We start from the raw sequence: 21540 nt of genomic DNA, 5'->3' as shown, positions 1-21540 counted from the left end.
TCAAATTACTGTTTTTGACCAGATAGACAATCTAAAAGTGTCGAGCTGGATAAACAGAAGTACCACTGAACTTTAGCCTCAAAGAAGTCCGGGCTGATTAACTCGTATTTAAAAATAGAGAGGAGTTGTCTTCTGAATCGAGATTGCCGAAAATTACTCGACTATTCACCCCGAAATCAGATAAAAAGGACTTTCTCGGGGATAAGCCGGAAGCGTGGCGCTATCCCCTCTGGCGGGTCACGTTTCTGCAAGGTAATATTCTGCGGATAATAATGAACGCGACGATGAGCGTCTATCCCGTCCTTTTCACAATACTAAATATGCGGGAAATCATGCAGTACTCGACCCGTCTGGAAACGAGACCGAACACTGAAATTCAGTCGACCCGCTGGTTTTGGAAACTGCAGCTGGTCAGCTGGGTTGGCATACTGCTGGTCACTTTTCTTTCACTGACCCTGTGGCACTCCCCTACAGAGTGGCCACACTTCGAGCCGGTCAATACAGTATTCCAGTGTGCTATTGCATTTTTATTATCCCTGTTTCTAAAACCGATTTTTGATGTCGCCTGGGAGTCAGAGCTCGCTTTCCGCACCGTGATCTACCTTCTGGCTGTCGCTGTTATTTCGGGAATATGGACTCTGGTTCGAATGGAGGCCTATATACGCCTCAGTGGTGAACACTCGATCTGGTCTGAGTTCGGCGGCTGGTATTACGCTTCTTTATTTGTATTTTTATTCTGGAGCGCCCTGTACTGCGGGGTAAAATATCACTTCCTACTCAATGAAGAGCACAAGAAAATGCTGGAGGTTGCAGCAGTACATGAACGGGAGCAGCTCCGCAGACTTCAAGCAGAGGCCATTGCCAATGAAGCGCAACTAAAAATGTTGCGCTACCAGCTCAACCCCCACTTTCTCTTCAATACGCTCAACTCCATTAACGCCCTAATTCGATTCCAGCAAGCTGATGAAGCGCGGGAAATGGTTGTGCGTCTCAGTGATTTTTTAAGGCTCTCCCTAAAAGAAGACCCGATGCAGAAAGTTGAGCTTGAACGAGAGATCGAGGCGGTATTGCTCTACTTGGAGATTGAAAAAACCCGCTTTGCCGACAGGTTGTCCGTAGACCTGTCGATCGATGAAACCGTACGCCGCGCACAAGTGCCCAGCATGTTGCTGCAACCACTGGTGGAAAACTCGGTAAAATATGCCATAGCCCCCAACGAAATGGGGGGCACTATCGGTATCCACGCACACAACACCGATGATCGCCTGGTGCTGGAAGTCTACGACACCGGTTGCCCAGATCACTTTGCCAGCGAATGTGACCCGGAATCCTCCTCAACAGGAGTGGGCCTCAAAAACGTACGCGAGCGGCTATCGACGCTCTACCCGCAAGATTTCAAAATAGAACAAAACAAAAACTCTGATGGCGGTATGCAAGTACTCATCAATATTCCACTGGAAATTTCCAACCAATCAACCCACCTGACACAGGGAGAAGTTCAATGAGCAAACTCAGCGTCGTACTGGTGGACGACGAGCCCCTGGCTTTACGACTACTGAAAAGTATGCTCGAAGAACGCAAGGACCTGGATATTCTCGCCTGTTGTCGCAATGGCCGGGAAGCTGTCCAAGCAGTTTCAGAGCACAACCCGGACCTACTCATTCTCGATGTGCAGATGCCGGGAATGAACGGTTTTGATGTGGTGCGCAACTTGCAGGCTGACACCATGCCCCTGGTAATCTTTGCCACAGCCTACGACCAATACGCCCTTAAGGCTTTTGAAGTCCATGCAGTTGACTATGTACTCAAACCACTGGACCCGCGCCGACTGGAAACCGCCCTCGACCGAGCCCGCCAGCGCCAGGCACAGATGATATCCAAAGGAGAGGATGGCCATCAGGAAGAGAAAAATCGCCTGATGCGATCTTTCGAAAGCAGTGCCGGCAAAGCATCAAGCGGAGAGAACGCCGCTACTTCAACCCAGCGTCTCGCCATTAAAGACCGGGGCAGTATCACCATGGTTAGCCAACCGGATATCGAGTGGATCGATGCGGCGGGTGACTATATGTGTGTGCATGCCAAAGGGGAAACCCATGTAATGCGCAGCACTATTAAAGACCTGCAAAAACAACTCTGCCCAGACACTTTTAAACGCATTCACAGGTCCACACTGGTTAACCTGAACTTTATTGTGCATATCAAGGTTTTAACCAAAGGCGAGTACTTTCTCACCCTGAGCAGCGGTGCAAAACTGAAAGTAAGTCGCAACTATCGCTTACCGATCAAAGAGTTTCTCGACTCCAACAAACAGTCTGATCTAACTGCCCCCCAAGCTTCCTAACCCCCAACCTCTCTAAAACTGGCAGGGATCGCCGGTACCCCCTCCCCCCACAATCAAATACATTTCAAATTGGCCATTTATTCCGGACACAAAAAAGCCGGCATAAAAATGCCGGCAAACGAGCTCAGAAGAGAAGAAAAGAAAACTTAAGCGCGTTTATCTGTACGGTGTCCTGAGAGACCGTAGTAGAGAATATAGAGGTAACAGAAGATCGGCAGAACGAACGCCAATTGGATACCAATTTGGTCAGCCAGAAGCCCCTGTAACAACGGCACAATAGCACCGCCTACAATGGCCAGGCATAAGATTCCGGAGCCCTGACTGGTCGATGGGCCCAGCTTGGCCAGCGCCAAACTAAAGATAGTCGGGAACATAATAGAGTTGCACAGACCCACAGCCAGTACCGCCCACATCGCCAGATAGCCGCTACCCGTAACAGTAATCAACAGCAGTACACAGGAGCCGATAGAGCATATTGCGAGCACTTTGCCAGCAGAGATAAAGCGCATAATTAAAGCGCCGGCAAAGCGACCAACCATAGCGCCACCCCAATACAGGGAGATATAGAAGGCGGCTTCAGACTCTTCCAAACCGGCGATGGAATCCTCAGCGATAAAGTTCACCAGGAAGCTGCCGATAGAGACTTCGGCACCCACGTAGACAAAAATAGCGATCGCGCCCAACACCAAGTGACGGTAGCTCCAGGCGGAAGCGGCTTCAGTATTGGAAACAGACTCAGAAGTTGCACTACTGACAATCGCCGGCAAATTCAAAAATGCGAAGACGATAGCCAGGATCGCCAGCGCGGAGGCCAGGATCAGGTAGGGAACTTCAATAACAGCAGCGCTGGCAGCACCCGCTGCAACACCGGCAGCGGGTAAAATCAGCAATGCACCAAATTGAGGGGCGATAGTGGTGCCCAGGGAGTTAAAGCCTTGGGTCAGCGTCAGGCGGCTGGGCGCCGTGCGCTCATCGCCCAGTGCTGTCACATAAGGGTTGGCGGAAACCTGTAAAATAGTAATACCGGAAGCCAGAATAAACAGTGCACCGAGGAACAGTGCATAGACTTCCATTCTTTCAGCGGGAATAAACAGCAAACAGCCAACCACCGAAATACTTAAGCCGGTCACAATCCCTTTCTGATAACCAATTTTACTGACCAGAGCACCGGCAGGCAGGGAAACGAGGAAATAAGCACCAAAAAAGCAGAACTGCACCAGCATTGCCTGGGCATAGTTCAGCTCGAAAATTCCTTTCAAGTAGGGAATCAAAATATCATTCAGGCAGGTGATAAAGCCCCACATAAAAAATAGTGAGGTCAGCGCCACCAGGGCAAACCTGTGCCCCGACTGGTCACCCGTCGGTATCTGCGCAGCATCCGTTGCTGTATTACTCTGCATTATTGCCATAATTATTAATCCTGAGACTTCAGCTCACAGGCCTCTCCGGTCGATATTTTTATCCGGGCAAACCTGTGCCTGTTGCACCAATCTTTATTGTTGGTACTTTCTATCATGGAGGTAGCGCCGCCTCAGAGGGCTTTTCGATAAGGGGGTTCAAAATGGGGGCAGCGTGGACATTCAGCGGCCGCCAGGCTCCAGACTGTCTGCTATCGGGCCAGCTGAAGCGCTTTCTCAACGGCTTCCCCCGAAAGAGTAGATCAACCTGTTTGAGTACTTTATTCCCCTCTAAGACTTCCCGGGAGTCCAATAACCTAGCTGCATTGACAAGCCTGACCACAAGGCGGCCCTGTAAATAGTGCACTTTTCAGGCAAAGGGACAGCGAAGGGGAAAACTCAATCGCGTGGAAAATGACACGTAACCGCAAGTGTCTATGAGTAGGGAAAGAAGGGGCTAGGAGGGAAACACCAACCGCGCACAAGGGTAATAAATTTATACCCTTGGCGCGGCGGGAAAGGAATCAAGCTTAGGAAACAATATTGCCGTAGCTCATCAGGCGCTGATAGCGCTTCTCCAGCAGCTCATCAATGGGGATGCTGCTCAGCTGGTCCAGCTGCTCGCTGAGACGGTCTTTGAGATTATTGGCCATTGCATCCGGGTCGCGGTGAGCGCCACCGAGAGGTTCGGGGATGGTTTCATCCACAATACCCAACTCTTCCAACACGCTGGAGGTCACCCCCATCGCCTCAGCGGCCAAAGGCGCTTTCTCAACAGTTTTCCAGATAATGTTGGCGCAACCCTCAGGAGAAATCACAAAGTAGGTGGAGTACTGCAGCATGTTCAGCTGGTCACCCACACCGATCGCCAGTGCACCACCGGAGGAACCTTCACCAATCACGGTACAAATAATCGGCGTGCGCAGGCGGGACATCACTGCCAGATTCTGGGCGATGGCTTCACTGATACCGCGCTCTTCACTGTCGATACCCGGATAGGCTCCCGGGGTGTCGATCAGGGTCAGCACCGGCATTTTAAAGCGCTCGGCCATTTCCATAACACGCAGGGCTTTGCGGTAACCCTCCGGCTTCGGCATACCAAAGTTGCGTGCAACCTTCTCGTTTACAGAGCGGCCTTTCTCTTCACCAATCACCGCTACCGGCTTGCCATTTAAGCGCGCGATACCGGCGATAATCGCCTTGTCATCACCAAAGTGACGGTCGCCGTGCAGCTCATCCCAATCGGTAAACAAGCGCTCGATATAGTCCTTTGAATAGGGACGTTGCGGATGGCGGGCTACTTGTACGACCTGCCATGGGCTCAGGTCGGAGTAGATGGACTCGGTCAAAGTTCTACTCTTCTCCCGCAACCGGGTAACTTCATCGGCGATATTCAGCTCGTTGTCATCACCCACAAGCTGCAGCTCTTTTATCTTGCCTTCCAGCTCTGCAATTGGCTGCTCAAACTCGAGAAAATTAAAATTCATGAAATCTGCGCCTTTAACTCTTTTTGTTACCACCGGGCTATCACAGCGGCATAGCTTAACTGTACAGAACCAGCCAGTCGAGCCCGGTAGATTTTAACGCCGTTGTGCGTATTGAAGCGCCACCTGCTCACGTCCCAACAGTTCCCTGAGGGACTGGACCATCTGGTCGTTTGGTTCTACGTTCCACTGCGGCGGCAGTCGGTACAAGCCCCGGGCATCATGGCGGGAAACCTCAAGGCTCACCCCGCACTGACCACCGGTATAGGGTTGCAGGCAAGCGGCCAGCCGCTTGGCCAGCCCCGGTGCCACACTGCCGCTATCCACTCGCAAGCGCACCCCGGTCACCCGGCTCTGGCGCAACTCATCGAGCGTGGAAACGCTGTTTACTGTCATCTTCAGGCCGCCGCTGTAATCGTCAGTGGCAACCGGTCCATCCAATACCAGCAGAGCATCTTTGGCCAACTTGTCTCTATGTTCGCCAAAGGCCTCGCTGAACATGGCCGCTTCAATACGGCCACTGCGGTCATCCAGGGTAACAATAGCCATGGAATCACCGCGTTTTGTTTTCATTACCCGCATCGCCACAACCAGACCCGCAACTTTTTGCGATTCCCGGCCGGGTTTCAAATCGGCGATTCGCGCCTTCACCAGGTGTTGTAACTCACCGGCATACTCGTCAATCGGGTGCCCAGTGAGATACAGACCCAGGGTATTCTTTTCGCCTTCCAGGCGCTCGCGGATACTCCAGCAGCGTGTGCGACGGAAATCCTCGTACACATCGCCTTCCGATGCCTGGGGCACCACTTCGCCAAACAGGTCCATCATGCCCGCATTGGCATTGGCCTTTTGCTGTTCCGCCGCTTTTACCGCTTCATCCAGCGCGTTAAACAGCACTGCACGGGAATAATCCAAACCGTCGGCACCATTGGTATCCGGTCCTATGCTGTCCAGTGCTCCGGAGCGCACCAGTGCCTCCAGCGCGCGCTTGTTCACCTTGCGTGGGTCAACCCGCGAACAGAAGTCGAACAAGTCGGTAAAGGGACCGCCCTCTTCCCGCGCCGCAATAATATTTTCAATCGGACCTTCACCCAGGCCCTTAATCGCACCGAGACCGTAGATAATGCGATTGTCGATATCCACCGAGAACTGGAAGCTGCCCAGATTTACATCCGGCGGCACCAGCACCAGCTCCATGGCTCGACACTCTTCGATAAAGGTCACCACCTTATCGGTCTTATCCATATCCGAAGACATGGTCGCCGCCATAAACTGGGCGGGATAGTGCGCTTTCAGCCAAGCGGTCTGGTATGACACCAGTGCGTAAGCCGCAGAGTGCGATTTGTTAAAACCATAGCCTGCGAACTTCTCTACCAGGTCGAAGATCTTAATCGCAAGTTCGGGGTCAATTCCTTGCTCTTTTGCCCCATTTTCAAAAGTGGCCCTCTGTTTGGCCATTTCCTCCGGTTTCTTTTTACCCATCGCCCGGCGCAACAGGTCGGCGCCACCGAGGGTATAGCCCGCCAACTCCTGGGCGATCTGCATCACCTGTTCCTGGTAAACAATAACCCCGTAAGTGGGCTCCAGGATCGGTTGCAGTTTCTCGTGCTGGTATTTGGCATCCGGATAGGCCACCTGGGCGCGACCGTGCTTACGGTTAATAAAGTCATCAACCATGCCCGATTGCAGCGGACCCGGACGGAACAGGGCCACCAGGGCGATCATATCTTCCAGGTTGTCCGGCTGTAGGCGCTTGATCAGGTCCTTCATACCCCGGGATTCCAGCTGGAATACCGCCGTGGTCTCTGCCCTTTTGAGCATTTTGAAGGTTTCTTCATCGTCCAGCGGCAGCGCGGCAATATCCAGGGGCTCCTCCCCCACGCGCGCACGGGTCTCATCCACCATGCGCTTGGCCCAGTCGATGATGGTCAGCGTCCGCAGGCCGAGGAAGTCGAACTTCACCAGACCCGCATCTTCCACATCGTTTTTATCAAACTGGGTTACCAGACCCGCGCCAGTCTCGTCACAGTAGAGCGGCGCAAAATCGGTGAGCTTGGTGGGGGCAATAACCACACCACCGGCGTGCTTACCCACGTTACGGGACACACCTTCTAGTTGCAGGGCCATCTCCCAGATTTCCTGGCCCTCATCGTCGTGGTCGAGAAATTCCCGCAGGATCTCTTCCTGGTCGAAGGCCTTTTGCAGGGTCATGCCCACATCGGGGGGAATCATTTTGGACAGCTTGTCGGCGAGGCCGTAGGACTTGCCCTGTACCCGCGCCACGTCCCGCACCACCGCCTTCGCGGCCATGGTTCCGAAGGTAATAATCTGACTCACCGCTTGGCGGCCATAGTTATCCGCAACGTAGCCAATTACCCGGTCGCGCTTCTCCATACAGAAGTCGATATCGAAGTCGGGCATCGACACCCGCTCCGGGTTCAGGAATCGTTCGAACAGCAGATCGTATTGCAGTGGGTCCAGATCGGTAATGTCCAGCGAGTAGGCCACCAGGGAACCGGCACCGGAACCCCGCCCCGGGCCCACCGGGATATCGTGGTCTTTGGCCCACTGGATAAAGTCCATTACGATCAGGAAGTAACCGGGGAATCCCATCTGGATAATGATATCCAGCTCAAAGCGCAGGCGGTCTTCGTAGATCTGGCGGCGCTCGGCATAGTCCGCAGCGGACTTGTCGAGGATGGTGGCGAGGCGCCGCTCCATACCTTCATAGGAGACCTTTTCGAAGAACTGGTCTTCGGTCATACCCTCGGGAATCGGGTATTCCGGCAGGAAGTACTTACCCAGCTGGATCGGTGCGGAGCAGCGCTTGGCGATCTCCACAGTGTTTTCCAGGGCTTCGGGAATATCGCCAAACAGCTCCCACATTTCTTCCGGTGTGCGGAAATACTGCTGCGCGGAATAGCGGCGTTCGCGGCGGGGATCATCGAGAGCGCGGCCTTCATGGATACAGACACGCACCTCGTGGGCCTCGAACTCGCTCTCGTCCATAAAGCGCACGTCGTTAGTGGCTACCACTGGCAAGTTCAGGTTCTGGGCCAACTTCACCGCCGAGTGCAGGTAGTCCTCATCGCCGGCGCGCCCGGTGCGCTGCAACTCCAGGTAGTAGCGGCCGGGAAATAACTCCGCCCACTCCCGTGCCAGCTCCTCCGCCTGGGCGCGGCGCCCCGCTACCAGGGCACGGCCCACATCGCCGTACTTGGCACCGGACAGCATCAGCACCCCTTCGCTGTACTCCTTAACCCATTCGCGTTTGATATAGGCGTTACCGTGGTACTGGCCCTCCATCCACGCGCGGGAAATCAGCTCGGTAATATTGCGGTAGCCGTCGGCGTTCATCGCATAGAGCGTGATCAGCGTAGGCTTGCCCTCGCCGCCTTCGCTGAGCCAAAAATCCGCAGCGGTAATCGGCTTGATACCGGAACCCAAACAGGCCCGGTAGAATTTAATCTGCCCGTAGAGGTTGCACTGGTCGGTAATCGCCAGGGCCGGCATTTCCAGCTCCTGGGCGCGGGCGATGGCCGGCTTGATTCTTACCAGGCCATCGATCAGGGAAAATTCTGAGTGAATTCTTAGGTGGACAAAGGGTTGGGTCATAGTCGCATTTAGTTCCGGGCCCTGCGAGGCCCGGCCCCGACAAAGCGCTATCGATTGTTTACCAGATTCGGCCCATTTGCCGCGCGCGCTCGGTGCAGAGCTTTAACACTGCACGGCGCTCATCGTTATCCATGGAGCCCCAGCGGCTGATTTCGTTTCCACTGCGAAAACAGCCCTCGCACAGGTCCTGCTCATTCAGGGCACATACGGAGATACAGGGGGATTTAACCGGGCGCTCTTTCGGCTGCACGGTTTTTACCGGTTGTTCAGACATCTTTAGCCTCAAGCGGGACCAGTTCACTGGCGAAATGTTTGCCGTTGGCCGCATAGTGATCGCTGCTGGCTTTGAGCAGCTCGTAGGTGGCGGGATCGAGAGATTTTACTACCTTGCCGGGAGAGCCCAGCACCATAGAGTAATCGGGAATTTCTGTGCCCTCGGTCACCAACGCATTGGCGCCAATGATACAGCACTTGCCGATTTTGGCCCGGTTTAAGATCACGGCATTGATACCAATCAGGCTGTAATCACCAATGTCACAGCCGTGCAGCATCACTTTATGGCCTACGGTGACACCGGTACCGATGGTTAATGGCACACCCACATCGGCATGCAGAACCGAGCCATCCTGTACGTTGCTGTATTCACCGATAGTGATCGGCGCACAGTCGCCGCGCACCACCGCGTTAAACCATACGGAGCTGTGCGCAAGCATACGCACATCTCCAATCACATGGGCACCGGGCGCAATATAGTGGCCCTCACCTTCCAGTTGTGGCTGTTTATCCCCCAATCTGTACAGCATTTGGCCTCCGGCTCGATATGATTATGAACCGCTTATTATCTCGCGCCAAAGAGGCCGTGGCTAGGGAGAGATGATTGCGCTTTTCCCAATATTACCCGCTAGAGCAGCTCGCCCTGCTGAACAAAGTTGGCACCCTCAAGAGTGAGCAAGCGCGCTTTCAAAGACAGGCCGCCGGCGTAGCCGGTAAGGCTGCCATTAGCTCCGATTACACGGTGGCAGGGAATAACGATGGCAATCGGGTTCGCACCATTGGCCCGCGCCACTGCACGGATAGCGCGGGGCTGGCCCAGCCACTGGGCTTGCTGGCTGTAACTGCGGGTTTCGCCAAAGGGAATTTGCAACAGCGCATCCCAAACTCGGCACTGAAATTCAGTACCCTTTGGCGCCAGAGGCAAATCAAAACTTTTGCGCTGGCCGGCGATATATTCCCGCAACTGCTGAGCGGCCAAATCTGTCAGCTCCGAGGCGCCCCGCTGCCAACCGGCCCCCAAACGCAATGGTCGTTCATCGTCATAAAACTGGAGTGCAACTATACCTCGGGAAAGACCCTCTCCCTCTTGCTCGCAGGCCGCGATGGCAACATCCCCCAATTCCGTGGTGTAACTCTCATAGACAATCATTTTTTCTCTCCAGATTTCAGGGACTGCCACAACAAAATGGCTCCATATGCCCGCCAGGGCCGCCACTGCTCTGCCCGCTCCAGGGCCTGCTTGGGTTTTGCCTTTTCGCCATCACTGCCCAGGGCTTGCAGAATACCCAAATCCGACGCGGGGAAAGCATCCGGCATCGACAGGCCACGCATAGCAATATAATGCGCCGTCCAGTCGCCAATACCCGGCAGTGCCGTGGCCTGGCTGCACCAATCCTCCAGGGACTGATCGGCAAAACTCACACGGCCATCCAAAGTTGCGGCGACAAACTCCTGTAGGGTTTTCATTCGAGCGCGGGTTAAGCCCAGATCGGCAAAGTCTGCCTCAGCGAGACGTTCCGCCGTTGGGAATAAAAACCGCTCTGTGCCAGCATCATCCACAAAAGACTCCCCGTAGCGGGCCACGATACGTCCGGCAATAGTGGTCGCCGCCGCGACACTGATCTGCTGACCGAGAATCGCCCGCAGTGCATATTCGAATGGGTCCCAGGCACCGGGCAAGCGCAGGCCCGGATTCTTCGCCAACTGATCCGCCAGCAGTGGATCTTCATTTAATACCGTCTGGATCTCTTCAATATCCGCATCCAGATCAAACAACCGGCGCAGGCGCTGGTTCAGTAGATATAACCCTGCCCCACCTTCCTGGCCAAATATCTCCACTACCAGGCGATTGCGTTCCGGATCATGAGAAACCTCCATCACGCCGCGACAGGCATCTAGCTCGAAACTGCGTGAATAGACCTCCCCCTCCACCTGCTCTACCCCGGCCAAAGCGCGGGCTCCCAAAAAAGCCAGGAGTTGCTGCCAATCTAATGGCGGGCGGTAATCCAGGTACAACCGCACCCGTGTGGCACTCGCCTTCTCAGCGCGCGCTGCGTGTCCCTCCCTGCGCACCTCGGATGGGGTGCGTTTGTAGATCTGTTTGAATACGCCGTTAAAGCGTCTCAGGCTGTTAAAACCGGACTCGTAGGCAATTTCAGCAATAGGCAGGTCCGTATCTCGCAGTAAACGAAAAGCAAACAGTGCCCGCTCGGTTTGCCAAACCGCTAAGGGACTTACCCCCAGGTGCTCAGAGAACAGGCGGCGCAAATAGCGGCTGCTGACTCCGAGACGCTCTGCCAGTCTCTCCACAGATTGAGGCTCGCGCTCACTGCGCATCAGTTTTAAAGCGCGCTGTACGGTAGTCGAAACCAATCCCCAAGCTGGACTGCCCGGCGCAGAATCGGGTCGACAGCGCAGACAGGGCCTAAAGCCCGCATTGGCCGCCTCCGCCGCAGTCTCAAAATAAGTGACATTGCGCTCCAGCGGTGGCCGAGCGGGACAGATCGGGCGGCAGAAAATGCCGGTTGTTTTCACTGCGGTATAGAAGCGCCCATCAAAGCGACGGTCTCGGGCCAATCGCGCACTGGAGCAAACTGCTGCATCAATCTTCATAAGTCTCTCTCGTTTCTGACTACCAGTGTATGGATTGGACGGTATCGGAACTAGTCATAAACGGAACTGACCATTTTGGGCTGTAGACTTGCAAGTCAGGAAGGTGAGACTCAAAGGGGATGAGGCCAATTGGGCCCTCTTCAAATATCTCTCTAAGAATGCCTCGGTTGAGAAGTCGCACCTGAGGAATCTCTGAACAACTCCTTGATGCCTCTGGCTTACAAAACAGTTCACAGTCAAGGCGCAGCTACGCAGAAATGTCTAGGCCTATAAGGAAGTCGTAACGCGGGGATGAATCGCTCTGTAAGCCAGAGGCACTACGAAAACATCCAGCGATTCTTTAGCTTTGCAAACAGCCAGGCCGTTGCTTTGCTCAACAGCAGCTCTATATGTGTTAGCCCCAGCGAGTAATAAAAAGGTGTACAGAGATATTTTTGATTAGCTTGATTGTTATTTTTTCAGAACGGCTTTGGCTGGAAAAAATTTGTTGAAATACAATAAGTTACAAAGCGAATCCGTATTTGGAATAGTAGTCAAAGTGATCGCTTTTACACTTGGTACGATTGATATAAAAGCAGGCACCTTTTTGATTTAAACAACATTTTTTTAACAAAAGCATAAGATTGATTCCAGGATAGCAATCAGGATAATAGTGGCCCGAATGCTCACCATATAAATATTAAGAAAAATCGAGAGTATGAAAACTTATTAAGATATAATTGATGGATCTAGAGGCTTATTGGTTGAGACAATTAGTGCGATAGAAACCACCGATCTAGAATATTTGATTGTAGGAGGTTGGTCATCCTATTTGCTGAATAAAACTGACTATCAACACCCAGGCACAAAAGATGTTGATATTCTTTTTAGTGATGGTGATATCAAAGGTAAAATTGGCAGCGCGATTCAAGCACTGTTAAATCATGGCTTTATTATATCAGCCAAGCATGATTTTCAAATGTTTAAAATACTAAATGTTAACGGGGGAAGTGTGGTTTACCACATTGACCTATTGCACCCACAAGAAACAAGAGATCATCCCGAATTGATGGTGGACCATTTTGATTTAGGCCTTAACGAGGATGACATTTCAGAAACGCCAAAGATTCAGAGATCTATTGCATTACCCTCCTCAAAATTTCTATTTGATGGTTTCTACAACTCACTTAGCATTGAGCATCCAGCCAGCAATGGTCAGATAAAAAGGGTTGATGTGCCTCTGATTGATGAGGCGGGACTAATTTTCTCTAAATGTAAGAGCGCACAAGTCCCTAAAAGACCACGAGACTCCTATGATATATTCCTCGCCTTAAAGCAACCAAATGTCGATTCAACTGTAAGCAAATTGAAAAATGCTTGCGCAAAATACCCCAAAATTAACGAGTCAGTTAAATCTCTCATTTCATTTATTGAGGAAGAAGCTACTTTATTTGCTGCTAACATCGCGAAGTACTCCCATGATAGTCTTCAGCGCGAAAATAGCGATTATTGTTTATCTAAGCTAAGGAAAGTGGTAAGCACTTAACAAGTCAATGCATTGGCAACCCCGCTACGCGGGCTTGCCAATGGTTGGGGCTTTAAGCTACTAATTCGAGAAATACCTTAATGGAAGATGTAATACAAAAAAGAGTTCTTTTAGCCAAAGAATTCCATCTAAATGGAATCGAAAGCTCTAGAAAAAATGATCCACCAAATAAGATGATGGCGGTTCACAACTTTCACATCTCAATCGAAATAGCGGTCAAATCAATATTACTAAAATATGAAATTCGAAATGAAAAAACACTAAATATCGATTTTGAATCAATGCTCAATGAAGTAGATCAATTTCAAAAGTTTAAAGACAGAGGATTAAAGCTTCCTTACCGACAAGAAATACGGAACCTCAACCTAATGAGGAATATGGTTCAGCATCACGTTATTGAGCCAGATGAGAGTAGCATGGTTGATTGGCGTCTATTTTCTTACCGTTTTTTAAAGCGAGTATTTAATAGCTATTTCGAAATAGACTTTGACCAAGTGAGCCGTATATCGTTTATTGATGACGACGGCTTAAGGAAGTACCTTGAAAAGGCACAGAAAGATTTGGAAGAAGGACACTACGATTCAGCTTCCTGCCTTGCGGCAGGCGCCTTTGAGTATGCCTCTTTATCTGTTTCTAGTTTCATTCCAGATTCCAGCTCGGAGTTTTTTATTACATCTAGCTTAGGGCATTCAGGTGTTAGTCGCGATCTTCAAGATGCTTTCCAAAAGACACTAAAGAGAGTGGATGAGTCTGAACACTTCTCTGCTTTATTAGCATCAGGCGTCAATTTGAGTGATTACAAAAAATACAAAGATTCATCTCCGTTCGTTCATATATTGGCTGACGGCAACCAGCATTATGATACATATTCCGGTAAGGTCTTTGATCTGGAATCAACAGCGTGGCTACAAAAATTTGTCATAGCCACTTTTATAAAATGGCAGCAATTAGGGCTAAATCCAAAAATTCCAGATCATCTCTTGGAGCCAGCAATTCAATCTTTATAGAAAGAATCCGAGAATTATGGGCTGGAATAAGCTTCACAAGCCAATCAACTTCGCGCCTTCGGCGCCGATCGCAGCAGAGCTGCTGCCGGCTATTGATGCGTCATACCTACCAAAACTAAAAGAATATATTTAAAGCATGGGCGATAAAGATAAAATTAATAAAGATGTTGATTATCATATCAAGACAAAGGTCGGCAAAACCCTCTTTACCGAATCTGATAAGCACCCTCAATCCGAGTATACGAAAAGAATATGGAAGAACCTTAGCGAGGATAAATCTGCAGATGATTTTAGCGATATTTTTGCATCTGTCTTTGAAGATGTATTCATAGGCAAAGAGGACAAAACTACTGATTTTGTTGAAAAAATTCTCACGGACCGGGATGCAGAAAGACGTAAAAGTATTCGAGAGTTAAAAGGGCATTATGAAAATGAGACTCTAACATTGATATTAGGTGCTGGCATATCAATGGATTTTGGTTTGCCTTCATGGGATGAGCTATTAAAAAGGCTCTTAGCCAAAACTCTCGAAGAGGATGACTTAGAAAGCCAATTAATGGCTGGAATGTTTAATTCTGTTTTTGGCCCAAGCAGCCTTATTGCAGCCAGGTACCTAAAACTACATTTTGAACAAGAAAAGCAAAAAGGCACCAGAAAGTACCCCTTTGAAACTGAAGTAAGAAAAGCACTTTATGAAAATATTACCGATGTTGACAGCCCTATATATAAAGCTGTTGTCCAACTTTGCGTATCCCCAGGAAAGAACCCAAGTCTAGAATCAGTAATAACCTACAATTACGATGATATCCTAGAGCAAAAACTAAAGGAGCTTGACTTAGGTATCAAGTTCAAAAGTATCTATACTCTTGGCATGAATCCAAGAAAGGATGAACTACCTATTTATCATGTACACGGGTATCTTCCGAGAACTGGTAATGTAACAGACAAACATGCGGTCATATTGTCAGATGATAGCTACCATAAGCAATATGTAGATTTATACCACTGGAGCAATCTAGTTCAAATTAACAAATTTAAAGATTCAAACTGCTTATTCATTGGCCACTCCTTTTCTGACCCAAATTTAAGAAGACTGCTAGATATTGCTAAATCTCAAAGAGGTCACGACAAGACCCAGCATTATATAATTAAACGAAAATACAAAGTAGAGAAGGTGATTGAAATTCTGACGGAGCTTCTCGCAAAAGATGGATTCTTTGATAAAGAAGGTGCGAATGAAAAACTTGAGACGATAGCTAAAGGTCTTGTTAGAACTGTGCATACATTCGAAAACAATGACGCAAAATCATTTGGCGTAGATATTATCTGGGTTGACGAATTTTCTGATATTGCTGACGTCGTAAATGAAATATCAAAGTAACATAACAAATTCGTTAATTAGGATAAAAACACAAAAAGGATACCCACGAATCATACTCTCAAGTGCCTTCGTTTTAAGCCCATAAGCTCTGAATGCCCGCGGTCCCATTGTGGAGTACCTATCAGATAATTAATTAGTGGGTAAAGTCTGGTATTTTTCCCTGTAATTTTATCGGGCAGCGGCCAGCCGAAGGCAGCTGGCAAAGAGCAAGTAGGTTATTCAGTGCGCGCCAGCTATATATAACCAGGCCAGGCAAGATCGCCCAGCCGGTGGCTGGGCTGGACAACCTACGCTCCGCTTCAGCTGTCCTTTCTGGGAGCGTTATATTTTCGGCTGAAATCACACTTGAACAAATAAAGACTTTTCTGATTCTGGAAATGTGAGTGCCTTCTCAACTTGAACGCTATACAATTAAGGGGATTTAAATTGTAATACCTACACTATTATGGATATTAAGTGATAACGATATGAACGTATTAGAAAATCTTAGAGCACTTAAAGATGACATGGAAAACAATGGCTGGGTGATCGATGCGTTTCCATTCACATTTAAATCGATAGACTATATCGTCTTGATAAAACTGTACGACGCTAATGATTCCAAAAGACCCAAGTATGCACTTTTAGAGCTTGAGTTCCTAAAAAAGAGCAATATTTCAGACAACTTGGTTGCGCCAGCTAACACAACTAAGCTTTTGATAACTCCTCAAGAACTTAGAGCATATTTTGGTATAGAATGGTCAGAAAACCTAGGCGATATTTTTAGTCAATTTTATGAGTATTTCTCTAAATTTATCCCGTTGTCCGCTGGCTTGCATAGAACTCAAGAAACAGATGTTGTCATGGTCGACTCTTTATCAAAGAGTGACAGTCAAGACCCGAGAAAAATATATTGCTTTTCAGCAAAGAGAAACCCGAATGAGGGTCATAGATCTCAATATAATGATAACAAGACCAGGATATTGAGACCAGTTTTATATTCGAAATTATCCGGCGATCCTAAAGTAAGCTTTAACTATTCATTAGAAAGAAGTAAGGAAAAATCTGACTTGGAAATAATAAGTAACTTTAGTTCATGCCGGTAAATTACCACCTACAAAAAATATAAAACAAAAAAATAGGAAACCCATGAATAATACCCCCATAAATCATAACCAATAGGGTTGGCAGCTTATGCTTTTTGTCTGGCGGGTGTCTAGATCTGTTCTTGTCTCAGCGAACAATAAAAAGGTGTACAGAAATATTTTTGATCAGTTTGGCTGTTATTTTTTCAGAATGGCTTTATTGGGCAAAAATTTATTGAAATATAATTGATCACAAAGTAAGTCTATATTTGGGATGTTAATTAATGTGATCATTTTTATATTTGGTACGATTGACATAAAAGCAAGAAAGTTTTTGATTTGAATAACATTTTTTAGGCAAGACCTAAGATTGATTCCTGGGTAGCAATCAGGATAATAGTAGTCAGAATGATCACGGTATAAATGTTAAGCAAGGATGAAAAATGAACAGCAGTGCTAAGGATGAAATAATATTGATATTGGGACTGGCTTTTACATACGTACTTCTACTTCTGGCAAAACAACTGCAATTTATTTCCCTCTGGGTTTCATTGCTCATTTTAGTAAGCGTAGCATTTTATTACAGTTTCACATTTTTTCGCTCTTTGGGGAGTCGTACGAAATTTGGATATTTTCTACTGCTCATTCCGGTGATCATTTCGTATTTTGCGCTGATCTATAAGGCGTTTGGAATCATTGATAGCTCAACAGGTGAAACCATCAATCCAGAATGGCTTGACGCATACTATTTTAGTGTCGTCACCTGGACTACTCTCGGCTATGGTGACTTCAAGCCTATATCCGAGTTAAAATTATGGGTTATGGTAGAGGCTATGTTGGGTTATATGTTCATGGGGTTGCTGGTGTCAAAACTACTTTTCATATCCCAAAAGCCACCAAATGCTTAAAAGCAAAAATAAGATATCCATGAATCATATGGGAGAGGAAGAAATCGGCAAAATAAAAAGCCATGCTCACCAGAGGAGCATCGAGGCACAAATGTGCGGAGTATTTTTTCTATTTTGGGCGTGCAGGCCTTTCAGTACACAGAGCGAACGGGTATCAATCGGTGGGATTAAAAATGATTCAATTGAGTTGAGATGAAGGGTAAGAGAGAAAATTTTGGCAATCATGCACACCATGGGCCCAGCGTTTATTCAATAAGTCACACGCTTTCCGTACTGCTTCAACCGACCCTACCAAACCTTTAAATCGGCTTCCAAAATTTCGGTTGAGGTAAAGCCAGTGCTCAGGCGAAATACCCAGATGTTCAAGTATAGGAGGGGTATTCTCAGCGATAGTGCCGCGCTTTTTGGGATCTAGATGCCGACCACTCCAATCCACCAACTCCAAATAGTGGCTTAGCTGAAAGGGCAAACCTTTTGGCATATTTAAGCGCTCATCTCCCACAAACGGCAGTAAATCTTGAGGTTGCTCGCCGGAGATTGCAGCGCGAATACGCAGTTTAATAGAGGTGTAATCAGAGGTCTCTGGCGTCTTGGTGATATTGGCGCGGATCGGGTTTAGGTCTACGTAGGCCATGCAAGCGGCGAGAGCTTTTTCATCCAGCAAGGCCTGGGACTTAAATCGCCCCTCCCAAAAACGGCCAGTACACCCGTCCTCAGCATTGGCCTGCCGGGCGATAGACTCGTTCAAACAGCGCATAAACCAACTGATATCTGTTAAGCGTTCCCGCCATACAGCAGTGACTTCTGTTAGTTTTTCCAGCTCACAGCGATCGAGGCTATCGCCTTTGAGATAGCGCAGAGCCAGGCAGGGAACCCGGAACAGCTTCTCCCAGCGGGTAATTATCTCTGTAAGGGACCAGTGATTAGCAGATGTTTTGTCGATGTAGAGCACTACATGATAGTGATTACTCATGACTGCATAGGCGGCAATATCCAGTGCAAAGACCTCGGCTAATTGCCGCATACGATCTTCAATCCATTCACGGCGATGTTCGTAATCTATCCCGGAGTCAGTATCCCGTCCACAGAGGAATGCCCGCCGCACACAACGGGATACGCAGTGATAGTAAGGGGTTGCATCGAGAGATATCTGGCAGCTTCGAGGTAGAGTCATCAGCTGGACACGAATTTGCCTGGATGAATATCCAGTATTTTGTGGTGTTTCGATATTTTGTCAATAGGATTGGCGGTATATTCTTTTTGTTTGATGGGTGTCCTGCAATCAGCAATGGTCAGCAATTGGTAATTAATGTTTTCATGAAATTGTAGTTATAAAATTTTGAATTGAACAACATATTTTTTAAGGCTATTTTTTTAGCTTAAAGCTTGATGTGAGATTTTTTTACGTAAACTTAATGGCTCTTTATGGATTCCGAGGAGTCCTAGGTTTGAGACATCATCAATGGAATCAGTAACCGAATGTCTGCAAAACAGACTCACGATGAAGTTTCACGATCTCCTCGATAATGCAAAAGGTGTCCATAATTCTCCGTACTTTACGCCGCTGAGGGCTAAAAAGCCCAGTTGCATGGGGGCGCTTATAGCACCTGCTAGTGCGTCTTATCCTGGGTGTACGAATATTACACAACCGTAACCCAGCCAGCGTTGACCTATCGTAGGGGTCGTATGCGTTAGCAGTGCATGGATGGATCTGCGCCGGAGGGGCGGCAAACCTAAAAGGGTGAGTTGGCCCTTTACAGTGATCCAAGAGGAAAGCATCGGCGGGTTTGGCGGCTTATACATTTAATTTAGTGGGTGTCCACGATTTTTCTACGTTATAAACCCAAGGAGGCTAAATTCCTTTATTTCTACAAAGTATGTTTGCTATATAATTTTTACAATATGATTGTAAATCAATCAAATTAAGGAAGAGTCAATGCCAACTACACCCGAAATAATACGAACTACACCCGAAATAATGGCTGACCACGCAATAGAAAATAATTGTGATCATAGACCTTACAATCAAAGGACAGCCTTAGGTCTGGAGCGTCTGGATCGTGGAATTTGCTTTGGTTTAGCTGTGTGTTGGCTTAAGGCTGCAAAGGATGGCACACGAGACACTTTTTTTGAGGGTATAACTAGTCAACAGACCGACATCTATGAGGAGTCTCATTCCTATTGGCAAAATCAAAAAAACCTCCGTTTTTGGCAGGAACCCACTGGTCTACATCAGTCAACAGATAAAGTAGTTAACAATACATTCAGAGCCCCGAAAGAAGGCGATGATTGGAAAGGGAAAGATATGGAAGCATTAACAAGTTGGTTTAGTGCTGCAATAGGTACTCGTTACTTTTTACTTCATACTCCCCACCATACCATGGCCGCAATAGGCTCAAAATGTGGCTCTCTCCGATTTTTCGACCCAAACGGTGGCGTAGTAAGTTCTCGTTGTTGCAAAAGTCTTGCAAACTGTATGCGTGATTACTTTAACGATCCTGCTATAAAGCCCCACTACAAAACAACTTATGGTTATATAGAGATAACAGTTGATAAGTATAAAATATAGAAAAATATTATGGAGTTAGCGATATATACTGTTATAAATCGGGTAGCCGGTATTTTTTAGCTACCGGCCCCTACACCACCCATCATGCGGGTCCGCAATGGGCGGTTCCTATCCGTAATGAATCTCTAACCAACGATAGTGTCGAGCAGATCTTCATTTGAGTTGAGTGTCATGGCAGTGCGCTACATCAACTTTAACCGACTGGAAACATATCTGTAGGCTAGCCCTGTCTTTCAACTCGTGGATTTAGGTTCAGGCCTTCACCCTGTCCAAGGTATTAATCTTGGCATTTGGCTACTATGCCGTCTGCTGACTTCTGTTTAATCACCCTACTCATTACTGAGCGGAGCGCTCTGTGTTCCACCATTTTTCTATCCCCGCGATGGTGGCTAGCGGGCTGGGCCTATTTATGAGTCAGCGGCCACGCTGACAGCTTCACAGTAGCAGGTTAAACAGATCTCCCCAGATAAGAACGTGAACTTTCACTACACAACTGCATCATTTACTCTACCCGTTAGATCACATGGCTTCGGTGTCCTTGGCCACCTCGCCTCCAGGCTAAGCCTTATATGATGTTTCTGTCCGTCAGCTCGTAGCTTTGCTAACGGCTTCCTCCCCACAAGACCTCGCGGTATTGCAGTTGCCATTCGCTAGTAGTTAGCATTTAATGAAGTCCATTAAACGGTGATCTTCCTACAGGGGACTTTCACCCCATTAGTTCACGCCCATGCTGGGCGTACCAAGTGGCGGCAATACGCACGCTTTGCGTGCCGGACTCAGCACTTCGTGCTTCGCCGTTGCGCCAGGCGTTAAACGGTAATTGTAGATATGAGTAAGAAAAAGGCATTTAGCTTCACGAAGGGTTATACGTTTACCTTCGAAGAAGACGGAGCCGTAGTTGAGGCTTGGTTCAGTGCTCTTTCTGGACTTGAGAAAGTATTTGTAAATGGCGAGTTAGTATCTTCTCAAAGAAACCTATCAACTGATTCAACCAATAACTTTTCTATTGGGGAAAATGAATATTCGACAAATCTCAACGTAGTAAGCTTATTGAAAGGTCCGTTTGTATGCACACTAAGTAAAAACGGCAAGGAGTATAAGAGGCAAAAGCTAGTTTTTCCCAAGGCTGAACCATCGAGGAAAGGCCTGCCTTTTATTGTTAGGCTTTCGTTCTTCATTCTTTTAGGTACATGCTTTGGCGCTGCCAGTTCTTATTGGCAGCTTTCCAAAGAGTCTATTTGCGTGTTTATCGCTCTAATATTTGTAGTTGTATTCGCCTATCACTCCAAGAACTACAAAGGAAAGGGACCGGTGATTGAGTATGAAGAAATCGTTTAACAAACATAGGCAAGGGGTGGACAAA

General features: G+C 48.3%; 17 protein-coding genes. 9 read left to right on the top strand and 8 right to left on the bottom strand.

Going from position 1 to position 21540, the window contains the following annotated elements; genetic code table 11:
* The first annotated feature begins 332 nt into the window (after positions 1–332).
* A complete protein-coding gene (locus ACJJI1_RS14395; protein ID WP_444957091.1) occupies positions 333–1505 on the top strand; it encodes a sensor histidine kinase in 1173 nt (390 codons plus the stop codon).
* Positions 1502–2341: a LytR/AlgR family response regulator transcription factor gene (locus tag ACJJI1_RS14390; protein ID WP_413664877.1), complete on the top strand. Its 840-nt coding sequence runs from the start codon at positions 1502–1504 to the stop codon at positions 2339–2341. Before ACJJI1_RS14395 ends, ACJJI1_RS14390 begins: the two co-directional genes overlap by 4 nt.
* A 146-nt stretch (positions 2342–2487) precedes the next feature.
* Here ACJJI1_RS14390 and ACJJI1_RS14385 read toward each other — a convergent pair whose 3' ends face one another.
* From ACJJI1_RS14385 to ACJJI1_RS14355, 7 genes are all read right to left on the bottom strand, one after another.
* Positions 2488–3750, bottom strand: coding sequence for a sugar MFS transporter (locus ACJJI1_RS14385; protein WP_413664876.1), 1263 nt, complete (start codon positions 3748–3750; stop codon positions 2488–2490).
* A 518-nt stretch (positions 3751–4268) separates the two neighbouring features.
* On the bottom strand, positions 4269–5225 hold the full coding sequence (locus ACJJI1_RS14380; protein WP_282931792.1) for an acetyl-CoA carboxylase carboxyltransferase subunit alpha: 957 nt from the start codon (positions 5223–5225) through the stop codon (positions 4269–4271).
* A 93-nt stretch (positions 5226–5318) separates the two neighbouring features.
* Positions 5319–8837: a DNA polymerase III subunit alpha gene (gene dnaE / locus ACJJI1_RS14375; protein WP_444927113.1), complete on the bottom strand. Its 3519-nt coding sequence runs from the start codon at positions 8835–8837 to the stop codon at positions 5319–5321.
* A gap of 58 nt (positions 8838–8895) precedes the next feature.
* Entirely contained in the window at positions 8896–9111 is a 216-nt protein-coding gene (locus tag ACJJI1_RS14370; RefSeq protein WP_282931790.1) for a DUF1289 domain-containing protein, read from the bottom strand.
* Complete coding sequence (locus ACJJI1_RS14365) at positions 9104–9640, bottom strand: gamma carbonic anhydrase family protein (RefSeq protein WP_252085074.1); 537 nt, start codon at positions 9638–9640, stop codon at positions 9104–9106. The genes ACJJI1_RS14370 and ACJJI1_RS14365 overlap by 8 nt, the downstream gene beginning before the upstream one ends.
* A 98-nt stretch (positions 9641–9738) precedes the next feature.
* Positions 9739–10260 carry a methylated-DNA--[protein]-cysteine S-methyltransferase gene (locus tag ACJJI1_RS14360; protein WP_282931789.1) on the bottom strand — a complete coding sequence of 174 codons (522 nt, stop codon included), beginning with the start codon at positions 10258–10260 and terminating at the stop codon, positions 9739–9741.
* On the bottom strand, positions 10257–11723 hold the full coding sequence (locus tag ACJJI1_RS14355) for an AlkA N-terminal domain-containing protein (protein ID WP_444957090.1): 1467 nt from the start codon (positions 11721–11723) through the stop codon (positions 10257–10259). Before ACJJI1_RS14355 ends, ACJJI1_RS14360 begins: the two co-directional genes overlap by 4 nt.
* 739 nt (positions 11724–12462) lie before the next feature.
* Between ACJJI1_RS14355 and ACJJI1_RS14350 the strand changes: the two genes are divergently transcribed.
* The 5 genes from ACJJI1_RS14350 (at position 12463) to ACJJI1_RS14330 (ending at position 17608) form a co-directional block, all read left to right on the top strand.
* Complete coding sequence (locus tag ACJJI1_RS14350) at positions 12463–13248, top strand: hypothetical protein (RefSeq protein WP_444957089.1); 786 nt, start codon at positions 12463–12465, stop codon at positions 13246–13248.
* Positions 13249–13328: 80 nt separating this feature from the next.
* Positions 13329–14255 (top strand): hypothetical protein, encoded by a 927-nt coding sequence (locus tag ACJJI1_RS14345; RefSeq protein WP_444957088.1) that lies wholly within the window; start codon positions 13329–13331, stop codon positions 14253–14255.
* 136 nt (positions 14256–14391) lie between these two features.
* A complete protein-coding gene (locus tag ACJJI1_RS14340) occupies positions 14392–15636 on the top strand; it encodes an SIR2 family protein (protein WP_444957087.1) in 1245 nt (414 codons plus the stop codon).
* Between the two features lie 467 nt (positions 15637–16103).
* On the top strand, positions 16104–16721 hold the full coding sequence (locus ACJJI1_RS14335; protein ID WP_444957086.1) for a DUF6037 family protein: 618 nt from the start codon (positions 16104–16106) through the stop codon (positions 16719–16721).
* A 422-nt stretch (positions 16722–17143) separates the two neighbouring features.
* Positions 17144–17608 carry an ion channel gene (locus tag ACJJI1_RS14330; RefSeq protein WP_444957085.1) on the top strand — a complete coding sequence of 155 codons (465 nt, stop codon included), beginning with the start codon at positions 17144–17146 and terminating at the stop codon, positions 17606–17608.
* Positions 17609–17786: 178 nt separating this feature from the next.
* Here ACJJI1_RS14330 and ACJJI1_RS14325 read toward each other — a convergent pair whose 3' ends face one another.
* Positions 17787–18782, bottom strand: a complete 996-nt coding sequence (locus ACJJI1_RS14325; protein ID WP_444957084.1) for a transposase — start codon at positions 18780–18782, stop codon at positions 17787–17789.
* A 762-nt stretch (positions 18783–19544) separates the two neighbouring features.
* On the opposite strand from ACJJI1_RS14325, the gene ACJJI1_RS14320 reads away from it, so the two are divergent.
* Positions 19545–20177 (top strand): hypothetical protein, encoded by a 633-nt coding sequence (locus ACJJI1_RS14320; RefSeq protein ID WP_444957083.1) that lies wholly within the window; start codon positions 19545–19547, stop codon positions 20175–20177.
* Positions 20178–21005: 828 nt separating this feature from the next.
* Positions 21006–21515: a hypothetical protein gene (locus tag ACJJI1_RS14315; protein ID WP_444957082.1), complete on the top strand. Its 510-nt coding sequence runs from the start codon at positions 21006–21008 to the stop codon at positions 21513–21515.
* The last annotated feature ends 25 nt before the right edge of the window (positions 21516–21540 follow it).

This window comes from Microbulbifer maximicatervae (SeqCode) (genome assembly GCF_052467065.1).
The sequence above is the reverse complement of the archived record's forward strand: the minus strand, read 5'-3'. Positions and strand labels throughout refer to the sequence as shown.

What these genes read in the sequence shown, in the direction of transcription:
- ACJJI1_RS14395 (WP_444957091.1), top strand. Translation starts at nt 333, where the DNA reads ATGCAGTACTCGACCCGTCTGGAAACGAGACCGAACACTGAAATTCAG.
- ACJJI1_RS14390 (WP_413664877.1), top strand. Translation starts at nt 1,502, where the DNA reads ATGAGCAAACTCAGCGTCGTACTGGTGGACGACGAGCCCCTGGCTTTA.
- ACJJI1_RS14385 (WP_413664876.1), bottom strand. Translation starts at nt 3,750, where the DNA reads ATGGCAATAATGCAGAGTAATACAGCAACGGATGCTGCGCAGATACCG.
- ACJJI1_RS14380 (WP_282931792.1), bottom strand. Translation starts at nt 5,225, where the DNA reads ATGAATTTTAATTTTCTCGAGTTTGAGCAGCCAATTGCAGAGCTGGAA.
- dnaE (WP_444927113.1), bottom strand. Translation starts at nt 8,837, where the DNA reads ATGACCCAACCCTTTGTCCACCTAAGAATTCACTCAGAATTTTCCCTG.
- ACJJI1_RS14370 (WP_282931790.1), bottom strand. Translation starts at nt 9,111, where the DNA reads ATGTCTGAACAACCGGTAAAAACCGTGCAGCCGAAAGAGCGCCCGGTT.
- ACJJI1_RS14365 (WP_252085074.1), bottom strand. Translation starts at nt 9,640, where the DNA reads ATGCTGTACAGATTGGGGGATAAACAGCCACAACTGGAAGGTGAGGGC.
- ACJJI1_RS14360 (WP_282931789.1), bottom strand. Translation starts at nt 10,260, where the DNA reads ATGATTGTCTATGAGAGTTACACCACGGAATTGGGGGATGTTGCCATC.
- ACJJI1_RS14355 (WP_444957090.1), bottom strand. Translation starts at nt 11,723, where the DNA reads ATGAAGATTGATGCAGCAGTTTGCTCCAGTGCGCGATTGGCCCGAGAC.
- ACJJI1_RS14345 (WP_444957088.1), top strand. Translation starts at nt 13,329, where the DNA reads ATGGAAGATGTAATACAAAAAAGAGTTCTTTTAGCCAAAGAATTCCAT.
- ACJJI1_RS14340 (WP_444957087.1), top strand. Translation starts at nt 14,392, where the DNA reads ATGGGCGATAAAGATAAAATTAATAAAGATGTTGATTATCATATCAAG.
- ACJJI1_RS14335 (WP_444957086.1), top strand. Translation starts at nt 16,104, where the DNA reads ATGAACGTATTAGAAAATCTTAGAGCACTTAAAGATGACATGGAAAAC.
- ACJJI1_RS14330 (WP_444957085.1), top strand. Translation starts at nt 17,144, where the DNA reads ATGAACAGCAGTGCTAAGGATGAAATAATATTGATATTGGGACTGGCT.
- ACJJI1_RS14325 (WP_444957084.1), bottom strand. Translation starts at nt 18,782, where the DNA reads ATGACTCTACCTCGAAGCTGCCAGATATCTCTCGATGCAACCCCTTAC.
- ACJJI1_RS14320 (WP_444957083.1), top strand. Translation starts at nt 19,545, where the DNA reads ATGCCAACTACACCCGAAATAATACGAACTACACCCGAAATAATGGCT.
- ACJJI1_RS14315 (WP_444957082.1), top strand. Translation starts at nt 21,006, where the DNA reads ATGAGTAAGAAAAAGGCATTTAGCTTCACGAAGGGTTATACGTTTACC.